General features: G+C 69.1%; 19 protein-coding genes. 7 read left to right on the plus strand and 12 right to left on the minus strand.

Annotation, left to right across the window (positions count from 1 at the left end; translation table 11 throughout):
* Positions 1 to 11 precede the first annotated feature (11 nt).
* The 4 genes from D3869_RS23255 to D3869_RS23270 form a co-directional block, all read right to left on the minus strand.
* Positions 12 to 863 (minus strand): hypothetical protein, encoded by an 852-nt coding sequence (locus tag D3869_RS23255; RefSeq protein ID WP_137142195.1) that lies wholly within the window; start codon positions 861 to 863, stop codon positions 12 to 14.
* Positions 864 to 959: 96 nt separating this feature from the next.
* Complete coding sequence (locus D3869_RS23260; RefSeq protein WP_137142196.1) at positions 960 to 1,433, minus strand: hypothetical protein; 474 nt, start codon at positions 1,431 to 1,433, stop codon at positions 960 to 962.
* Positions 1,434 to 1,567: 134 nt separating this feature from the next.
* Positions 1,568 to 2,425: a ParB/RepB/Spo0J family partition protein gene (locus tag D3869_RS23265; RefSeq protein ID WP_137142197.1), complete on the minus strand. Its 858-nt coding sequence runs from the start codon at positions 2,423 to 2,425 to the stop codon at positions 1,568 to 1,570.
* On the minus strand, positions 2,415 to 3,440 hold the full coding sequence (locus D3869_RS23270) for an AAA family ATPase (RefSeq protein ID WP_137142198.1): 1,026 nt from the start codon (positions 3,438 to 3,440) through the stop codon (positions 2,415 to 2,417). Before D3869_RS23270 ends, D3869_RS23265 begins: the two co-directional genes overlap by 11 nt.
* Positions 3,441 to 3,657: 217 nt before the next feature.
* Here D3869_RS23270 and D3869_RS23275 point away from each other — a divergent pair, with 217 nt between their 5' ends.
* The 6 genes from D3869_RS23275 (at position 3,658) to D3869_RS23300 (ending at position 9,333) form a co-directional block, all read left to right on the plus strand.
* Entirely contained in the window at positions 3,658 to 4,293 is a 636-nt protein-coding gene (locus D3869_RS23275; protein ID WP_014242457.1) for a class I SAM-dependent methyltransferase, read from the plus strand.
* Between the two features lie 90 nt (positions 4,294 to 4,383).
* A complete protein-coding gene (locus D3869_RS23280) occupies positions 4,384 to 5,655 on the plus strand; it encodes an ABC transporter substrate-binding protein (protein WP_137142199.1) in 1,272 nt (423 codons plus the stop codon).
* Between the two features lie 65 nt (positions 5,656 to 5,720).
* Positions 5,721 to 6,554 (plus strand): carbohydrate ABC transporter permease, encoded by an 834-nt coding sequence (locus D3869_RS23285; RefSeq protein WP_175426614.1) that lies wholly within the window; start codon positions 5,721 to 5,723, stop codon positions 6,552 to 6,554.
* Positions 6,555 to 6,558: 4 nt separating this feature from the next.
* Positions 6,559 to 7,380, plus strand: a complete 822-nt coding sequence (locus tag D3869_RS23290) for a carbohydrate ABC transporter permease (protein WP_094304652.1) — start codon at positions 6,559 to 6,561, stop codon at positions 7,378 to 7,380.
* A gap of 4 nt (positions 7,381 to 7,384) precedes the next feature.
* Complete coding sequence (locus tag D3869_RS23295; RefSeq protein WP_137142201.1) at positions 7,385 to 8,461, plus strand: ABC transporter ATP-binding protein; 1,077 nt, start codon at positions 7,385 to 7,387, stop codon at positions 8,459 to 8,461.
* 74 nt (positions 8,462 to 8,535) lie between these two features.
* Entirely contained in the window at positions 8,536 to 9,333 is a 798-nt protein-coding gene (locus D3869_RS23300; protein ID WP_014242462.1) for a DeoR/GlpR family DNA-binding transcription regulator, read from the plus strand.
* Positions 9,334 to 9,336: 3 nt separating this feature from the next.
* On the opposite strand, the gene D3869_RS23305 is transcribed toward D3869_RS23300, so the two are convergent.
* Entirely contained in the window at positions 9,337 to 10,836 is a 1,500-nt protein-coding gene (locus D3869_RS23305) for an L-lactate permease (protein ID WP_137142202.1), read from the minus strand.
* Positions 10,837 to 10,950: 114 nt separating this feature from the next.
* Complete coding sequence (locus tag D3869_RS23310; RefSeq protein WP_137142203.1) at positions 10,951 to 11,541, minus strand: NADPH-dependent FMN reductase; 591 nt, start codon at positions 11,539 to 11,541, stop codon at positions 10,951 to 10,953.
* Between the two features lie 420 nt (positions 11,542 to 11,961).
* On the opposite strand from D3869_RS23310, the gene D3869_RS23315 reads away from it, so the two are divergent.
* Positions 11,962 to 13,908 carry a methyl-accepting chemotaxis protein gene (locus D3869_RS23315; RefSeq protein WP_137142610.1) on the plus strand — a complete coding sequence of 649 codons (1,947 nt, stop codon included), beginning with the start codon at positions 11,962 to 11,964 and terminating at the stop codon, positions 13,906 to 13,908.
* Positions 13,909 to 13,986: 78 nt separating this feature from the next.
* Here the strand turns inward: D3869_RS23315 and D3869_RS23320 are convergent, their stop codons facing one another.
* From D3869_RS23320 to D3869_RS23345, 6 genes are all read right to left on the minus strand, one after another.
* Positions 13,987 to 14,490, minus strand: a complete 504-nt coding sequence (locus D3869_RS23320) for an L-2-amino-thiazoline-4-carboxylic acid hydrolase (protein ID WP_137142204.1) — start codon at positions 14,488 to 14,490, stop codon at positions 13,987 to 13,989.
* 11 nt (positions 14,491 to 14,501) lie between these two features.
* Complete coding sequence (locus D3869_RS23325) at positions 14,502 to 15,227, minus strand: ABC transporter ATP-binding protein (RefSeq protein ID WP_040136275.1); 726 nt, start codon at positions 15,225 to 15,227, stop codon at positions 14,502 to 14,504.
* A complete protein-coding gene (locus D3869_RS23330) occupies positions 15,224 to 15,991 on the minus strand; it encodes an ABC transporter ATP-binding protein (protein WP_137142205.1) in 768 nt (255 codons plus the stop codon). The genes D3869_RS23325 and D3869_RS23330 overlap by 4 nt, the downstream gene beginning before the upstream one ends.
* Positions 15,988 to 17,016 carry a branched-chain amino acid ABC transporter permease gene (locus D3869_RS23335; protein WP_199230184.1) on the minus strand — a complete coding sequence of 343 codons (1,029 nt, stop codon included), beginning with the start codon at positions 17,014 to 17,016 and terminating at the stop codon, positions 15,988 to 15,990. Before D3869_RS23335 ends, D3869_RS23330 begins: the two co-directional genes overlap by 4 nt.
* Positions 17,003 to 17,917 carry a branched-chain amino acid ABC transporter permease gene (locus D3869_RS23340; protein ID WP_040136279.1) on the minus strand — a complete coding sequence of 305 codons (915 nt, stop codon included), beginning with the start codon at positions 17,915 to 17,917 and terminating at the stop codon, positions 17,003 to 17,005. Before D3869_RS23340 ends, D3869_RS23335 begins: the two co-directional genes overlap by 14 nt.
* A gap of 166 nt (positions 17,918 to 18,083) precedes the next feature.
* Complete coding sequence (locus D3869_RS23345; RefSeq protein WP_137142206.1) at positions 18,084 to 19,196, minus strand: ABC transporter substrate-binding protein; 1,113 nt, start codon at positions 19,194 to 19,196, stop codon at positions 18,084 to 18,086.
* Positions 19,197 to 19,232 lie beyond the last annotated feature (36 nt).

Below are 19,232 nucleotides of genomic sequence, written 5' to 3' on the forward strand. Positions count from 1 at the left end.
GGCGCAGCGGGCTACCCCGTGTCTCCCACCAGGGTGTTCACGGCTTTCCCGGCGAACCGCCCCAAGGCGTCGATGAGGAAGCTCCAATAGCGGAAGGAGACGTCGACCGCGTCCTTGTGGACGCCGATCATGACGCTGTTGCCGGCGTTGTCCCGGCCCTTCAGCAGACGGGTGACCACGTCGCCGTCGATCTGGATGGTCGACTGCATGACCACCAGTTCGGTTCCCACGTCCCACGCCTTGCGGATGGTCACCACGTCCGCGGTCTTGAGCGCCGGCATGCGGCGGATCTCCTCGTCCATGCCGCGCAGGTAGCTGACTGTGTCCAGTCCGCGCCGCCGCAGCACGTCGTTGATCTGGTCGGAGTTGCGCTGGATGCGCATCAGGATCGGCGGGGCGTCCCGGTCGATCATCGCGGCCGCGGACACCACGTCGGCGCCGGCGCCGGGCTGCCGGGCGGCGTCCAGGGTGCGGTCGGTCATCTCGCGCAGCCAGCTCGCCACCTCGCGCAGGTCGTCGAAGACCTTCAGCGTGGTGCCGCGCGCGGGGTCGTTGCCCGGCAGGTCGCGGCTGAAGAAGAATGGGTCGTAGCGATCGGGCTGGGCGGCCTCGGACGGAGGGGCGAACGGCGCCAGTCCCCAATGGAAGCTTTCCGATACCCGGCCGGCCCAGGGGGCGAGGGTCGCCGTCTCGCGGCTGCCGAAGCTGTCCAGTTGTTCGCACAGGAAGACATAATATTCCTGCGCCAGATCGATCAGCGCGTCCCCCGCCAGCGGCATCTTCTCCGCCGAGATGCCGGTTTTCAGCACGGTGTTGATTTCGAGCGCGAGAAGGTTGCGCGCCAGATCGACGAACTGGGACATCGGCCACCTTGCTGGATTGGGGAGGGCGCTGGATTGGGGAGAGCGTGGGGGGAGCGGCGGAGAGAGGAAAAGGTTCCCCGCCGCTCCGGAGCCGGGTCAGCTCGGGCGGCCGGAGATCTGGACGGCCAGATCGCGGATCGCCTTCAGGTTGGTGCTGACGATGTCGCTGCTCTTGGTCACCTGGGCGAGATGGAACTCGGTCAGGCTGTGGTAGGCGGTGTTGGTCGCGAAATCGCGGCTGATCAGGTTCTCGATGTCGCCGGTGACCAGATTGACCTGGGTCTGGAACGCCTCGATGGTCGTGCCGGCCTTCGGACGGCAGGTGAAGCCGACCTGGTTGGGATCGTCCTGGACCACGTCGATGTCGGCGATCGCGGTCACCACCGTCAGCGTGACCAGCCGCTCCAGCTTGTCAGCGATGGTGTTCAGGAGGGAGTTCGCCTTGCCCTGTTCGTTCTGGATGACGGCGGCCCCGCTCGGCGGGGGGGCGGACGGTGCCGCCGGCGCCTGAACGGCCGGCAGCTGGATGGTGGCGGGGGCGGCGGGTTCGGCGACGGCGGTATCGGACATGGCATCACCTTTTGGAGACGGATGGCGTACATTGACCAAGCGTCACGCAAGAGTCGAGTTCCGTCTAATGACTGCCAGCGAAACGAAAGTGTGACGGAAAAATTCCATTTTATTCTTCGCCGCCCCCGCGCGCATCACTCGCGCAGAAGCGCGTCGATGGCGTCGCGCAACTCGCGAAGCTCCTGCCGCTGGTCCTCGGCCAGCGCATGGCCCGACGCGCGCAGGCTGTGGATCTTGTCCACATTGCTGCGCAACGCCCGCAAGGCCGGTGCCGCGGACGGGGTGGCCGGGAGAGCCGCCTTGCGCTCCTGCTTGGCGTTGCGCACGTCCTTCACGGTCAGGCCGTCGCCGGCCCGTTTCCAGAGCGCGAGCTGGATCGCCTCGTCGGGCAGCTCCGCCAGTTCCATGAGAAGGGAGACAGAGACGGCGGGCCGATCGGGAGCCTCCTCCATGATGCGGGCGGGCAGGCGCAGGATGCCCAGCAGGCGGGCCACATATTCCTGCGACTTGCCGATCAGGACGGCGGCCTGCTCCTGCGTCAGCCCCTTGTCGCCGATCAGCTTGGCGAGCGTCAAAGCGAGGTCGATGGGGTGCAGGTCGACACGCTGGGCGTTCTCGATGAGGGCCAGCGCCTGCACGTCGTCGGTGTCGATGACCAGCGCCGGGATGGTCTCTCGCTCCAGCGCATGGAAGGCCCAGTAGCGCCGCTCCCCCGCCACGATCTGGAAGCGGTCGGGGGCGACCTCCCGCACGTTGATCGGCTGCAGCAGGCCCCGTTCGCCGATGGAGGCGGCCAGCGCGGCGATGTCGGCCCCGCGGGCGTTGCGCCGCGGCTGGTCGGGGTTCGGCTCCACCTGCTCCAGCGGGATCTCGCGGTGGCGCATCTTGCCGGACAGGCCGAACAGGGCGGCGTTGCTGCCCCCGCCGCTGCCGGTGCGGCTGAGCGCCCGCTTGAACAGGCCGGCGTTGGAGGTGTCGAGCTTACGCGCCATGGCGCATCTCCTCCCCGGCGAGGGCCAGCAGGGAGTCCGCGATCTCGCGGAAGCTCTCCGCGCCGGCGGAGTTCGGGTTGTAGGCGAGGCCGGGGCGCCCGGCCATCACGCTCTTGGAATAGTCGGCGGCGCGTTTGACCGGGGAGAAGAGGCGGAGCTGCTCCGCCGCGGCAAGCTCGCGCAGCTCCTTCATCACCGTCTCGTCCTGAAGGCGGCGCGGGCTGTACATGGTCGGCAGGACGCCGAGGATCTGCAGGCGCGGGTTCACCAGCTCGCGCACGCCGGCGATGGTCTCGAAGAGCTGCGGGATGCCCATCATCGACAGCATCTCCGTCTGGGTCGGAATCAGCAGCTGGTCGGCGGCGTTCAGCACCGAGACGGTCAGCTCGCCCAGATGCGGCGGGCAGTCGAGCACCACGAAGTCGTACAGGCCGGCGAGCTGCGCGATCTTGGCGCGCAGGATCAGCGTGCCGTTGGGCTGGCGCAGCAGCTCCCGGTCGGCCGCCGCCAGCGAGATGGAAGAGGGCAGAAGATCGAAGGCCCCGTCGCAGACCGGAGTCATGAACTCCTTCATCGGGCGGCTGGCCTTCAGGGCGTGGGTCAGGGTCGCTTTGGCCAGCTCCCGCTCGTGCGGATCGACGCCCAGATGCACGGTGGCGTTGGCCTGCGGGTCGCAGTCGATCAGCAGCACACGGCGGCCCGACTGGGCGAGCAGCCACGCGACGTTGACGCAGGTGGTCGTCTTGGCGACCCCGCCCTTCTGGTTGGCGGCGCAGAACACCACCGGGGCCGCCCGCACCGCGGCGGCGGGGATGCCCACCGGCTCCGTCGCGGTCTTCAGGGCGCCCGCGACGATCTGCGGAATCCGCTCCGCCCCGGTTTCCCAGCGGGAGATCTTGGCGCGGTCGTAACGCCGGTTCAGCCGTTCGTTCAGCCAGCCGACCAGAGCCTGCTGGTTCATGCCGCGCTGTTCGCGGTAGCGGCGCAGCTCCTCGCCGCTCATCTCGTGGGCCACGGGGGCATCCCTTATTTGGGGTGGTCGCGCGCGCACCATGAGTCATGTTGATGGTGGTGTCAACCGCCGTGCCGCACATGTGATGACGCTTGGGAACGGACAGGGAAGTGCGCGCCGGCATGGAACATGGGGGCGTGCTGCGGCTTTCCTGTGGTGCGAAAGGCCGCTATGGTCGCGGCCGAAAAAAAACTGCGCCAGGAATCGTGAGGGAGACCCAATGGACGCCGACTCCATCCGCGCCGCCTACCGGCGCTACGCGCGCTTCTACGACCCCGTCTTCGGGAACCTGCTGGCGTCGGGCCGGCACGCCGCCGTGAAGTGGATCAACCGGCGGGGCGGCCTGCGCGTTCTGGAGGTGGGCGTGGGCACGGGCATCTCCCTGTCCGACTACCGCAAGGACAACCGCGTCGTCGGCATCGACCTGTCCTCCGAGATGCTGCGCGTCGCCCAGGACCGGGTGGACCGCGAGCGGCTGGAGAATGTGGAGGGGCTGCTGGAGATGGACGCCGGCAAGCTGGCCTTCGCCGACGGCAGCTTCGACCTCGTGGTCGCCATGTATGTGATGACGGTGGTCCCCGACCCGCAGGGCACGATGAACGAGCTGGAGCGCGTCTGCCGTCCCGGCGGCGACATCCTGATCGTCAACCATTTCGCCGCCGACAAGCCGGGCATCCGCCGCTCGGTCGAGAACTGGATGGCGCCCTTCTCCAAGAAGCTGGGCTGGCGGCCCGACTTCACGCTGGACACGCTGATGTCCGGTTCCCGCCTGAAGGTCGAGGAGTTGCAGACCGTTCCGCCCTTCGGCCTGTTCAGTCTGCTGCACTGCCGCCGGGAAGCCGCCACGCCCGCCTGACGGGCCGGTGGCATAAGCGTCAGGGAACTCGACCGCGGCCATTGCAGTTTCCCTTCCGGACCCGGATCGACCGGGAATGGAAGGGGCTCCATGGCGCGGCGGTGCGCGTTGCTCTTGGCGGGGATGCTGACGGCCGCCTCGGCGCTGCCCGCCGCCGGGGCGACGGTGACTCTCGCCTGCAGCGGACTCGGCATCAGCTTCGATCTGTGCCGCGACGGCGCGCAGGCGTGGGCGCAGCGCAGCGGCAACGAGGTCCGCTTCGTCTCCCCGCCCAAGGGGGCGAGCGAGCAGCTGGCGCTCTACCAGCAGCTTCTCGCCGCCGGGTCGCCGGACATCGACGTCTTCCAGATCGACGTGGTCTGGCCGGGCATTCTCGGCAACTACTTCATCGATCTGAAGGACCGCGCCGGGCCGGACACCGTCGGCCAACATCTTCCGGCGATGATCGAGGCCGCGACGGTCAAGGGGCGGCTGGTCGCGATGCCCTGGTTCGCCGACGCCGGGGTCCTCTACGCCCGCAAGGATTTGCTGGAGGCCCACGGGCGCCCCGTGCCGCAGACCTGGGAGGAGCTTCAGGACACCGCCGCGCTGATCCAGCGCGAGGAGCGCGCCTCCGGGCGCGACCGGATGTGGGGCTATGTCTGGCAGGGTCGCGCCTATGAGGGGCTGACCGTCAACGCGCTGGAATGGATCGCCAGCCGCAACGGCGGCACCATCGTCGCCCCCGACGGCGCCATCACCATCGACAACCCGCAGGCCGCCGAGGCGCTGGCCATGGCCCGTGGCTGGGTCGGCTCGATCAGCCCGCCGGGAGTTCTCAATTACATGGAGGAGGAGGCGCGCGGCGTCTTCCAGTCCGGCAACGCCGTCTTCATGCGCAACTGGCCCTACGCCTGGACGCTGGTCAACGCGGCGGACAGCGCGGTCGGCGGCAAGGTCGCCGTGGTGCTGCTGCCCAAGGGCGGGCCGGAGGGGCGCCACACGTCTACGCTGGGTGGGCAGATGCTGGCGGTCAGCAAATTCTCCGCCCATGCGGATGAGGCCGCGGACTTGGCGTTGTATTTGACCGGCCTGGACGAGCAGAAGCGCCGGGCCATCCACGGCGCCTCCAACCCGACCATCCCGGCGCTCTACGAGGATGCGGAGGTGGTGGCCGCCAACCCCTTCTTCGCGGCGCTGGCCGATTCCATCGCCCACGCGGTCAACCGCCCGGCCCAGGCGACGGGCATGCGCTACAACCAGGTGTCGGCGGAGTTCTACGCCAACGTCCACGAAGTGCTGACCGGACGGCAGGACGCCAAGGCGATGCTGCCGGACCTCAAGGAGGCTCTGGTCCGCATCAGCCGGGGAGGGCGCTGGTGAGCGGTCTTCCGCAATCCAGCCTGGAGCGGCAGAGGCGCCGGGCGGCGTGGCTGTTCCTGCTGCCGATGCTGGTCGTGCTGGCCGGGGTGGCCGGCTGGCCGTTGTTCCGCACCGTCTTCTTCTCCTTCACCGACGCGACGCTCGCCACGCTGGACGGCTTCCAGGGAGTCGGGCTGGACAATTACCTGTGGCTGATGCGCGACCCCGTCTGGTGGCGGGCGGTCTGGAACACGCTGGTCTTCACCGTCGTGTCGGTGGCGATCGAGACGGCGTTGGGGCTGGGCATCGCGCTGATCCTGAACGCGCATCTGCCGGGGCGCGGGCTGCTGCGCGCCGCCGTCCTGATCCCCTGGGCGATTCCCACCGTGGTGTCGGCCCAGATGTGGGGATGGATGTTCCACGACCTCTACGGCGTGGTGAACGCGATCCTGATGGGGCTGGGGCTGATCGCCGAGCCGCGGGCCTGGACCGCCGATCCCGATCTGGCCTTGCCGGTGGTGATCGCGGTCGATGTGTGGAAGTCCACGCCCTTCATGGCGCTGCTGATCCTGGCCGCGCTCCAGATGCTGCCCCGCGACCTCTACGAGGCGGCGCGGGTGGACGGGGTGCATCCGGTGAAGATGTTCGTCCGCATCACGCTGCCGCTGATCCGTCCGGCGCTGATGGTCGCGGTGCTGTTCCGCACGCTGGACGCGCTGCGCGTGTTCGACCTGATGTATGTGCTGACCGGCAACAGCCGCTCCACCATGTCGATGTCGGTCTACGCCCGGCAATATCTGATCGACTTCCAGGATGTGGGCTACGGCTCCGCCGCGGCGACCCTGCTGGTTCTGGTGCTGGCGGCGGCGACGGTGCTGGCGGTGACGCTCGGCCGCGTCCGCGTCGATGCGGGGAGGTGAGGGGATGGGCCTGAGACGCATCGCCTTTGCTCTTGTGGTGCTGGGGATCGTCGTCTGGGCGGTGTTCCCCTTCGCCTGGGCCATCGTCACCTCGCTGAAGGCGGGCAGCGCGCTGTTCACGGTGGAGGCCTGGCCGTCGCAGCCCTCGCTGGCGAACTACGGGGCGATCTTCAAGGAGCAGCCCTTCGGGCGGAACATCCTGAACTCCCTGCTAGCCGCCTCGGCGGTGGTCGCGCTGTCGCTGGGGCTGGCGGTGCTGGCCGCCTACGCGCTGGGGCGGGTGCGCTTCCGCGGGCGGGGGCTGCTGCTGTTCGTGGTGCTGGGCGTGTCGATGTTCCCGCAGGTCGCCGTGCTGTCGGGCCTGTTCGAGCTGGTGCGCTGGCTCGGCCTCTACAACCGGATCGGCTCGCTGGTGCTGTCCTACCTGATCTTCACGCTGCCCTTCACCGTCTGGGTGCTGACCACCTTCATGCGCGAGCTGCCGAAGGAGCTGGAGGAGGCCGCCATGGTGGACGGCGCCGGTCCCTTCGTGATCGTGACGCGGGTGTTCCTGCCGCTGATGGGGCCGGCGCTGGCGGCGACCGGGCTGCTCGCCTTCATCGCCGCCTGGAACGAGTTCCTGTTCGCCCTGACCTTCACCCTGACCGACGACGCGCGCACCGTGCCGGTGGCGATCGCGCTGATGTCGGGGGCCAGCCAGTACGAGCTGCCCTGGGGCCAGATCATGGCGGCGTCGGTGGTGGTGACGGTGCCGCTGATCGGGCTGGTGCTGCTGTTCCAGCGGCGGATCGTCTCCGGCCTGACCGCCGGCGCTGTGAAGGGGTAGGGCGATGGCGGACGTCACGCTGCGCGGGGTGCGCAAGAGCTTCGGGCGGATCGAGGTCATCCACGGCGTGGACCTGGAGGTCGCGGACGGCGAGTTCGTCGCCTTCGTCGGGCCGTCCGGCTGCGGCAAGTCCACCCTGTTGCGCCTGATCGCCGGGCTGGAGGAGCCGAGCGGCGGGGACCTGTCCATCGGCGGGCAGCGGGTCAACGATCGGCCGCCGGCGGCGCGCGGCATCGCCATGGTCTTCCAGTCCTACGCGCTCTACCCGCACATGACGGCCTACGACAACATGGCCTTCGGCCTGACGCTGTCGCGGACCGACAAGGGGACCATTGCGGAGCGGGTGCGCGCCGCCGCGCGTCTTCTTCAGATCGAGGACCTGCTCGACCGCAAGCCGCGCGATCTGTCGGGCGGACAGCGCCAGCGGGTCGCCATCGGGCGGGCCATCGTGCGCGAGCCGCAGGTCTTCCTGTTCGACGAGCCGCTGTCCAACCTCGACGCCGGCCTGCGCGTCCAGATGCGCCTGGAGATCGCCAAGCTGAAGGCCGACCTGCGCGCCACCATGATCTACGTGACCCACGATCAGGTGGAGGCGATGACGCTGGCCGACCGCATCGTCGTGCTGAACGCCGGGCGGGTGGAGCAGGCCGGCACGCCGCTGGAGCTGTACCACCGCCCGCGCAACCGCTTCGTCGCCGGCTTCATCGGCTCGCCGGCCATGAACTTCCTGGATGTGGTCTCGGAGGGGCAGGCGGACGGGTCGGTGCGGGTGTGGCTGCCAGGCGGGGTGCCGCTGGATGTCGCCGTGGATGGTTCAGCGCCGGCGGCGGGCACGCCGCTGACGCTGGGCGTGCGGCCGGAGCATGTCGGTTTGGCCGATGGCGGGGTCGGGCTGCTCGCCACCATCCTGGCGGTGGAGCGGCTGGGCGGCGAGACGCATTGCCACGCCGCGCTGGAGGACCGGCAAAGGCTTCTGGTCCGCCTCGACGGCGACCGGCCGGTGGCGGCGGGCGAGCGCTTGCGCTTGAACCTGCGGGGCGAAACCGCGCATCTCTTCGGTCTGGACGGGCAGAGGCTCTGAGCGTCGGGGTGGCGTGAACCACTCCGCTTTCGAATGAACTTGCGGGCGAAGCGGCGGTCGGCTTGAATGCCGCCATGGACATCATGACTCCCCGGCAGACCGACATCCTGGCGCTCGCCCGCACGCAGGGGCGCGTGTTGGTCGACGATCTGGCCGCCCGCTTCAACGTCACGCCGCAGACCATCCGCAAGGATCTGAACGAGCTGTGCGACCGCCGCCTGCTCCAGCGGGTCCACGGCGGCGCGGTCGCCGGGTCGGGGGTCGAGAATCTCGGCTACGAGGCGCGGCGGCTGATCGCCCAGGACGAGAAGCGCGCCATCGGCCGCCGCGCCGCGGAGCTGGTGCCCGACAGCTCCTCCCTCTTCATCAACATCGGCACGACGACGGAGGAGGTGGCCCGCGCGCTCCAGGGGCGGAGCGGGCTGGTGGTCATCACCAACAACATCAACGTCGCCAACCTGCTGCGCCCCGAGCCGCACATCGAGGTGATCGTGGCCGGCGGCGTGGTGCGGCGGTCGGACGGCGGCATCGTCGGCGAGGCGGCCATCGACTTCTTCAACCAGTTCATGGCCGACTTCGCGGTGATCGGCGCCTCGGCCATCGACGAGAGCGGGGCGCTGCTCGACTTCGACTACCGCGAGGTGCGGGTGTCGCAGGCGATCATGGCGAACGCCCGCCACGTCATCCTGGTCGCCGACCGCGGCAAGCTGGAGCGCACCGCCCCGGTGCGCATCGGCCACATCTCGCAGGTCCACACCTTCGTGACCGACGTCCTGCCCTCCGACCGGCTGGCCCGCATCTGCCGGGAGTCCGGCGTGCGGGTGGAGGAGCTGTTCCCCGACCGCGCGACGGAGCCGGAACCCCAGGACTGACCCCTACAGCAGCCAGACCCAGGCGGTGACGACGAGGAGCAGCGACGCCGTGGAGGCGAGGCCGATGGGGAGCGCCAGCCGGTAGATCGCGGATTCCGCCTTGCTCAGCCCCAGGAGGCTGGAGGCCAGCACGATCCGGCCCGGCGTCAGCAGCGTGCAGACGCTGCCGGCCACCACCTGGATGGCGGCGGCGGCGATCAGCGGCAGGCCGCTGCCGGACGCGAGATTGACCTGGATGTGCATCATCAGGGCGTTCGACGCGGTGTTGGAGCCGGTCAGCATCCCCGTCGCCGCCCCCAGCACCGGGACCGCCAGCACGGCGGCGGAGCCCGCCAGCGCCTGCCACGCCTGCCCGAAGGCCGCCGCCCCGCCGGAGGCGGCCATGAAGGCGGCCAGCTCCACGAAGACCAGCGTCGCCGCCATCGGCACCAGCGCCGCGCGCAGGGCGGGACCCGCCACGTGCAGGGCGCGCCCGCTCGGCAGGCCCGCCAGCATGACCAGGGCGATGGCGACCAGCCACGTCGAAGGATGGCGCAGAAGCGGCATCGGCGCCAGCCCGCCGAAGGGATCGAGGACCAACCAAGTGGCCGTCCAGTCGGACAGCGGCGGCACCAGCCGGGTCGCCATCAGCCCGCCGACCAGTACCACGTAGGGCCACAGCAGGGCCAGCAGCCGCGACAGGCCGGCGGCGTCGCGCGGCAGCCGCCGCGCCTCCACCGCCAGCAGAAGCACCGCCGTCGCCAGCCCGCCGCCCAGCTCCGGCGCCACGAAGCGGTTGGTCAGCCAGAGCAGCCCGGCCAGCGCCAGCATCAGGGCGAGGTCCCTGGCCCGGTCGATCGGGCTGGAGGTCAGCCCGGCGCCGTGGATCAGCCGCCAGAACACCAGCAGCAGGCTGGGCAGAACGACCACCATCAGAGCGGCGCTGGCCGTCCCAAGCTCGGTGAAGGACACGCCGATCAGCTCCGCCCCGACCCGCGTGCCGACGCCCAGCGCCCCCCAGGGGGCGAGCATCTGGCTGAACAGGCCCAGCGCCGCGGCGTGGGCCGGCGGCAGGTTCAGCGGGCGCAGCAGGGCGAGCGCCACCACCAGTCCGACGCCGAACCCGGTCACCGATTCGGCGAAGGGACCGGCGAGCAGGCAGGCGACGAAGACGGCACGGCGGCGCTCGGCCGGTGTCTTCGCCACGACCTGCGCCTCGGCCTTGACGGCGCGCGCCTCAAACGCGCGGTGGAACAGCAGGCCCGCCGCGATGATCGACATGGCGTGCCAGGCCAGCCACGCCCCCTCGCCGGCCTTCAGCGCCACGGCGGGGAGCAGGCCCGGCAGTTGGGTCAGCCAGTCCGGAGCGGTGGTGCCGCTCGGCTGCGCCACCATCAGGGCTGCCATGAGCACCCCGGCGGCCAGCGCCATGCCCGCGGTTCCGGCGGTCAGCATGCTGACACGCCGCGACACGAGCAGGGCGACGGTGGCGGCGAGCGGCAGCAGATGGAGGGTCAGGGGCATGATCGACACAGGGAACCGTGAGTGAAGCGTGCTGATATACTAATATCGGCACGCTTCGGCTAGCCCCATCGGTCTTTGCGCGGCAGCCCCGCTCTCCGGGAGGCTCAGGCGCCCTCAGGCGACCCTGGCGCCGCGCAGCAGGGCGATTTCCGACAGAAGGTCGTCGATGGCGGCCAGCGCGAAGTCGAGCGCGGCCTGGTCGGTCAGGCGGCCGTCCTTGATCTTCTCGTGCACCATGCCGATGACCACCTGCGGGCGGGCGATGACCCGGCCCATCATGCCGGACAGCGTCTCGCGCATCTCGTGCTGGGCGCGCACGCCGCCGGTGAAGGCGGGGGAGGCGGTCATGATGAGGATCGGCTTGCCCCGCACCGGCGATTTCATGGCCGGGCGCGACGCCCAGTCCAGAGCGTTCTTCAGCACGCCCGACATGCCGTAATTGTATTCCGGAGAGATGATGACCAACCCGTCGGCCGCGGCGATGGCGTTGCGCAGCGCGGTGGCCGGAGCGGGGGTGTTCTCCGCGTCCAGGTCGGGATCGTAGGGCGGGATGTCGTTCAACGGGAACAGCGTCATTTCCGTCTTCCCTCCCGCCCGGTTGCCCAGCGAGCCGGCGAGCGTGTTCAACACCGCGGTGCAGTGGGAGTGGCGGCGGATGCTTCCGGAAAGGCCGAGAAGGCGGACGGGCGTGGCGGTGTCGGTCATCGTGGCGGTCCTGTCGCGGTTTGAGATGGGTGCCCGTTCCAACGGTGCGGACGGAGGATGGTGCCGTCCCCGTCATCGCGCCGCAACCCGCAGGATCGAAGGCCGGACCCCCGCCATCCACCCCGGATCGGTGGGGGCTCCGTAGAATCCACAATAGGCATGGCAGCGCTGCGAATACGCTTAAAATGCAAGATAAATTGGTGATTTCCTCAGCGTTTGCAGCAATTTAGAGGGTTGGCTGCGGCTTGGGTGAACCCGACGATGGGCGGCCGTGGTGCGACAATATGGTGATGTTTTTCGGCCATTAATACAGTAGAAGTAGCACTTAAGTAGTGTTTGTGCGTGTTCTCCGCGACGGGGTGCTGGCTTATGCGCGATAATGGACCGGTTACGAACCGCGAAATCGAAATGACCGACGATATGCTGCTTGTGTCGCGAACCGACACCCGCGGCAAAATTACGTTCGTCAATAAAGCATTCGTTGATATTAGCGGATTCTCAGAAACCGAATTAATCGGCGCGCCCCACAACGTTGTCCGCCATCCGGACATGCCCCCGGCGGCCTTCGCCAACCTGTGGGAAACCATCAAGGACGGCCGGCCATGGGAAGGTCTGGTCAAGAACCGCTCCAAAAACGGTGACCATTACTGGGTGAAGGCAAACGTCACCCCGATCACCGAGAAGGGCGTGGTGACGGAGTACATCTCGATCCGCACCAAGCCGAGCCGCGAGGCGGTGGCGGAGGCGGAGCGCATCTACGCCGAGATCCGCGCCGGGCGCGGCCAGCAGTACGGGTTGCTGGACGGCCAGATCGTCCGCCGCGGCTTCGGGGTCTGGCTGGGCAATCTGGTGTCCAGCATCGCCGGCCGCATCCTGGCGACCACCGGCCTTCTCCTGCTGACCATCATGGTCCTCGGCTGGCTGAGCCTGACCGGCAGTGACAGCGTCGAGATCTTCGCGGGGCTGATGCTGTTCGGCCTGCTGGTGGCCGGCGTCGGCACGCTCAGCGTGCTGGGGACGGTCCGCCGTCCGCTCGGGCTCGTTGAAACCCATCTCGACGCCATCGCCCGCGGCGACCTGATGACCAACGTTCCCAGTTCCGGTGTGGCGGAGTTCGCGCGCATCCGGTCGCAGATCCGCGCCGTCAAGGCGAAGCTGAGCTACTCCATCCAGGAGCGCGCCGAGCGCCAGCGCCAAGCGGAGGAGGAGCGCATCACCGCCCTCCAGGCCATGGCCGAGACGGTGGAGCGCGAGGCCAGCCACGCGGTGGAGCAGGTGGCCCTGCGCACCGGCGGCATGGCCCAGGACGCCGACGCCATGGCGACCTCCGCGGAGCGGGTCAGCATCAACGCGCAGAACGTCGCCGCGGCGGCGGAGGAGGCTCTGGCCAACGCCCAGACCGTGGCGGCGGCGACGGAGGAGCTGGCGGCCTCGATCCGCGAGATCTCCGCGCAGATCGCCCATTCCAGCGCGGTCACCCGCCGCGCCGTGGAGAACGGCCAGCGCACCCAGGGCACCATCCAGTCGCTGTCCGAGGCGGTCGGCCGCATCGACGAGGTGGTCAAGCTGATCACCGACATCGCCAGCCAGACCAACCTGCTGGCGCTGAACGCGACCATCGAGGCGGCGCGTGCGGGCGAGGCCGGCAAGGGCTTCGCGGTGGTGGCGCAGGAGGTCAAGAACCTCGCCAACCAGACCGCCCGCTCGACCGAGGAGATCACCCGCCTGATCGCCGAGATCCAGGGGGTGACCGGCACCGCCGTGGGTGCGGTGGCGGAGATCGGCGACACCATCGGCGAGATCGACCAGATCTCCAGCGCCATCGCCGCCGCGATGGAGGAGCAGGCCGCCGCCACCCAGGAAATCAGCCGCAACGTGGTGGAGACCTCCAACGCCGCCCAGGAGGTGTCGGTGCGCATCGCCGCCGTCTCCAGCGACGCCGACCAGACCGGGTCCCAGGCCTCGGGCGTGCGGGCCGGCTCGGACGAGGTGGCGACCAGCATCGACGAGCTGCGCCGCGTGCTGGTGCGCGTCGTCCGCACCTCCACCAGCGACGCCGACCGCCGCCGCAGCCCGCGCTACCGGGTGAACGAGGCCTGCGGCGTCGTGGTGCATGGGCGCGACCAGTCCGGCACCCTGACCGACCTGTCGAACGGCGGCGCCATGCTGAGCGGGATCGCCGGCCTCGGCGTGGGCGACCGCGGCACCCTGCGGCTCGACCGCTTCGGCCTGTCCGTCGCCTTCGAGGTGCGGGCCATCGACAAGGCGGCGGTCCATGTCCGCTTCGCCGAAAGCGACGTGGCCCAGCCGCGCTTCCGCGACGTCTTCACCCAGCTCACCCGCGGGCTTCAGCCGGTGGCCGCCTGACGAACCGCAACCCGCCCTGAAAAAGCAACGGCCCGGCGTTCCGTACGCCGGGCCGTCGTCGTTTTGGGCTCTCTCCGTTCAGCCTTGCGGCTTGTCCACCCGGTAGCGGAAGTCGCAATGGCTGGCGCCCTGCATGATCGTCTGCGTCCGCTCCATCTTGATCGACGGGTCGTAGCCCGTGCAGAAGGCGGCGTCGCGGTTGCAGGACAACAGGTGGCCGATGTGACCCAGCCCCATCTCCCGGTACATCTCGGCGTAGCGGCAGCGGGTGACGTTGTAGTCGAACCGCGTCTCGTCCTGGTGCAGCACCTCCAGCCGCAGCGCGTCGTCCTTGGTCCACAGCGGCTGCAGGTCGGCGAAGCTTTTCAGGCTGGTGCCGTTCGGCTCGGTGGCGGCGAAGGCCGCGGCGGAATCCACCGCGGCGCGGGTGATGGCGGCGCCCAGGATGTCCTGCGCCACCGCCTCGCCCAGCCGGGCGGCCATCTCCTCATAGACCGGCTTCAGGATCGCCGCCTCGATCCCGCGGCGCTCCAGCATGCCCATCACCGGCTTGGCCGGCGGCGTGTCGGTCGGTTCGGTCATCATGGTCTCCGTCAATGCGCGTGCCCGCCGAGATAGGCTTCGGCGATGCGGGGATCGTCGCGGAGCTGGGCGGCCGGGCCGGCCAGCACGATGCGCCCGTCCTCCATCACCGCGGCGTGGTCGGCGACCCGCAGGGCGGCGCGGGCGTTCTGCTCGACCAGCAGGATCGACACGCCCTCCGCCCGGATGCGCTGCACCAGATCGAAGATCTGCGCGACCACCATCGGGGCCAGCCCCAGCGACGGCTCGTCGAGCAGAAGCAGGGCGGGGCGGCGCATCAGGGCGCGGGCGATGCACAGCATCTGCTGCTCGCCGCCCGACAGCGACCCGGCGTTCTGCCGCAGGCGTTCCCGCAGGACCGGAAACATGTCGAGCATCCGGTCGAGTTCGCCGAGCCCGATGTCGCCGCCGCCGAGCACCAGATTCTCCCGCACGCTCATGTTGGAGAAGATTTGGCGGCCTTCCGGCGCCTGCGACAGGCCGAGCTTGACGATGCGGTGGGCGGGCAGGTTGGCGATGGGCTCGCCGCGGAAGGCGATGCCGCCCCGGCTCGCCCGGTAGACGCCGGAGATCGCCCGCATCAGCGTCGTCTTGCCGACGCCGTTGGAGCCCAGCACGGCGACGATGGCGCCCTGCGCCACGGTCAAGTCGATGCCGTGCAGAATCTCCTGCGGCCCCATGGTGACGTGCAGGTTCTCGATCGCGAGGATCGGCGCGTCGGAGTGCGGCTGGCTCATGCGTCCACCCCCAGATAGGCTTCCAAGACTGCCGGATCGCGGCGGATGGCGTCGGGCGGGCCGTCGGCGATCTTGCGGCCGGAGGCGAGCACCAGGATGCGCTGGCAGATGCTCATGACCAGCGTCATGTCGTGCTCCACCAGCATGATGGTCAGGCCGGTGCCGTGCAGCCGCTTGATGAAGTCGGCCAGTGCGCGCGTCTCGGTGTCGTTCAGGCCGGCGGCCGGTTCGTCGAGGATCAGGAAGCGCGGCTGCATCGCCAGCGCGCGGGCGATCTCCAGATACTTGCGCTGGCCGTAGGGCAGGTTGGCCGCCAGCTCGCCCGCCACATGGGTCAGGCCGACCGCCTCCAGCGCCTCCCAGGTGCGGCGGCTGATCTCGGCGGAGCGGGCGCCGCCCCCGGCGAGGGAGCCGAACAGCGCGCCCAGCGCCCCCTGCGGCAGCGCGCCCACCGCGCCCACCGACACGTTGTCGAAGACCGACATGTTCGGGAAGACGCGCAGGTTCTGGAAGGTGCGGCTGATGCCCAGCCGGGCCACCTGGTTGGTCTTCAGCCCGCTGATGGTCCGGCCGTCGAAGGTGACGGTGCCCGACGACAGCGGCGTGAAGCCGGAGATCAGGTTGAACAGGGTGGTCTTGCCGGCGCCGTTCGGGCCGATCAGCCCGACCAGCTCGCCCTCGTCCACATGGCCGGTCACGTCGTTGACGGCCAGCACGCCGCCGAAGCGGCGGCTGACGTTGCGGATGTCGAGAAGATGGGTCATCGCCAGCCGATCCCTTCGCCCTTCACGGTGTTGCGCCACGCCGCGCCCAGCTGGCGCCGCGCGAGCTGGAGCGCGGAGACCTCGCCCAGCAGGCCCTTGGGCAGCAGCAGGATCGACAGGAACATCACCAGACCGACCATGATGTTGCGGAAGTCGCCGAAGGCGCGCAGCCCCTCCGGCAGCAGGATCAGCAGGAGCGCGCCGATCACCGCGCCGGGCAGGCTGCCCAGGCCGCCGACCACCACCATCGCCAGGATCAGGATGGATTCGGAGAACTTGAAGTCGCCCGGCGAGATGTAGCCGGTCATGTGCGCCCACAGGCTGCCCGCCACCCCGGCGAAGAAGGCCGACAGGGTGAAGGCCTCCATCTTCAGGCGCGCCGTGCTGACGCCCATGGCGTCGGCGCACTGGTCGTCCTCGCGGATCGAGCGCAGGGCGTTGCCGTAATAGGAGTGGCTGAGCCGCCCGATCGCCAGCACGCACAGCGCCACCACCGTCGCCACCGTGTAGTAGGTGGCGAGCCGGCCCGACAGGCTGAAGCCGAACAGCTCCAGGCCCTTGGTGACGATGATGCCGTTGGGGCCCTTGGTGAATTCCACCCAGTTCAGCATGACCAGATAGAGCATCTGCCCGATGGCCAGCGTCGCCACGGCGAAATAGATGCTGACCAGCCGCATGGTCGGCAGCGCCACCAGGAAGGCGATCAGCGCCGCCACCAGACCGGACAGCGGCAGCGTCACCGTGAAGCCCAGCCCGAACTTGGTCGAGAGCAGGGCGGCGGTGTAGGCGCCCACCCCGTAGAAGGCGGCGTGCCCGAGATGCAGCAGCCCGGCCACCCCGGTGACCAGATGCATGGAGGCGGACAGCAGGATGAAGATCAGCGCCAGATTGGCGATCTGATAAAAATAGCCGCGGTCGAAGCCGGCCAGCAGGGCGGGCAGCCCGACGAAGACCAGCAGGGCGAGCAGGAGCGGAATCAGCGCGCCCTGCCCGCGGCGCGGCGCCGACAGGTCAGACACGTTCACGGCGCGCTCCGAACAGTCCGTTGGGGAAGAAGATCAGGGTCAGGATCAGGAAGCCGTAGGCCACCATGTCCGACCAGCCCGACGACACGAAGGTCGTCGCCATGCTCTCCGAGATGCCCAGGATCAGGGCGCAGATCACCGCACCGGGAATCGAGGACAGCCCGCCCATCACCATGGCGACGAAGGCCTTGATGCCGGGCACGAAGCCCATGGCGGGGAAGATCGCCCCGTAATAGAGCCCGGTCAGAATGCCGGCCGCGGCCCCCATCATCGAGCCGACGACGAAGGTCATGATGATGGTGCGGTCGGTGTCGATGCCGACATACTTGGCGCCCAGCGGGTTGTTCGACACCGCCCGGATCGACAGGCCGATGCGGGTGCGGGTCAGCAGATACTGGAGACCGATCAGCATCGCCGCAGCCACGCCGAAGATGATGAAGTCGCCGGTCACCAGGATCACCGGCCCGATGCGCACCGGCGTGTTGATCAGGTACTCGAACGGGACGGAGCGCATCTGCGACCCGAACACGATCTCCAGCGCCTCGCGCACCACGATGGACACGGCGAGCGAGGAGAGCAGGGTGGATTCGCGCATCGCCCGCGACTTCAGCGACGCCTCGTCGGTGAAGCGGCGGAAGGGTTTGAAGGCGATCCGCTCCAGCGAGAATCCGGCCATGGCGCCGATCGCCAGGGCGATGAAGATCACCGCGAAGATCGGCGGGGCCGTCGCGGAAATCAGCACCAGCCCGGCGAAGGCGCCCAGCGTGTAGACCTCGCCATGGGCGAAGTTGACGACGTTCAGCACGCCGAAGATCAGCGTGAAGCCGATCGCCATCAGCGCGTAGGTCATCCCCAGCGACAGCCCGATGGCGAGCTGCTGGAGGTAGTAAGGGTCGATCATGCGGGCCGTTCGCTGGAGATCGTTAAAGCGGATTGCAATCCGCTTTGGACCGCGACGGCGGTCCCGGTCGCGTGTGCGACCGGAGCCCACCGGCGAATGAGGTGATATGAGCCTAAAGCGAACGAAGTTTCGCTTTAGGCTATCGGGTCGGTAGGGCGTGCGCCGGTCAGTCGGCGACCGGCACGAAGGCGCCGCCCTTGACCTCGACCTTCACCAGCTCCTTCTCGGCCTCGCGGTCGGCGCTGAAGCTGGTCTTGCCGGTCACGCCGGCGAAGTCCTTGGTCTGGGCCAGGGCGTCACGCACCTTCTCGCGGGTCGGGTTCGGGTAGGCCTTCTCGACCGCGGCCAGCATGATGCGCACGGCGTCATAGGCCTGGGCCGGGAACTGGCCCGGAACCGCGCCGTTGGAGGCGGCCTTCCACTCCGTCACGAAATGCTGGATGTGCGGGGCCGGGTCGGTCGGCAGGAAGTTCGAGGTCAGGTGCACGCCTTCCGCGGCTTCGCCGGCCAGCTCGATCAGCTTCGGGCTGTAGGCGGCCGAGGTCGAGTAGACCGGGGTCTTGATGCCGAGCTGCTGCACCTGACGCAGGAACTGCGCGCCGTCCTCGTAGAAGAAGCCGGTGTAGATGGCGTCCGGCTTCGCACGCTCCAGCTTGCTGATCAGCGAGCGGTAGTCCTTCAGGCCGCGGTTGAAGAACTCGGAGAAGACCACCGTGCCGCCGTTGGCCTTCACGCCGTCGGTGAAGCCGGAGACGACGGACTGGCCCCAGTCGGTCTGCTCGGCGATGACGGCGATGTTCTTGTAGCCCTTGGACAGCATCCACTTGGCGTTGTAGGGGCCTTCCTGCGCCTGGGTGGCGATGTTGCGGAACTGGTACTTGGAGATCTTGGTGTAGTCGGGGTGCGAGGCCGTCTGCGAGAGCTGCGGCATCCCGGCGTCCTTGTAGACCTGCGCCGAGGCCATCGACACGCCCGAGGTGAAGTCGCCCAGGACGCCGACGATCTCCTTGTCGTCCACGAACTTGCGGGCGATGTTGGTGCCCTCCTTGGCGTCGGAGCGGCTGTCCTCGAAGACGATCTCGGCCTTGAACGGCTTGCCGGCGGCGTTGAACTCGGCCAGGGCGATCTCGGCGGCCTTGCGGAAGTCCTGGCCGTACTGGGCGGTCTCGCCGGTCAGCGGCAGCTGGTAGCCGAGCTTGACGGTGTCGGCGGCCAGGGCGGTGCCGGCAAGCGCACCGGTCATCAGGGCGGCGAGGGAGGCGGTCTTCAGGGCGGTCATCGCGGGTGAACCTTTCTTGTGAAGGCCGGCTTCGAG

Source organism: Azospirillum brasilense, from assembly GCF_005222205.1.
GTDB classification, from domain to species: domain Bacteria; phylum Pseudomonadota; class Alphaproteobacteria; order Azospirillales; family Azospirillaceae; genus Azospirillum; species Azospirillum brasilense_G.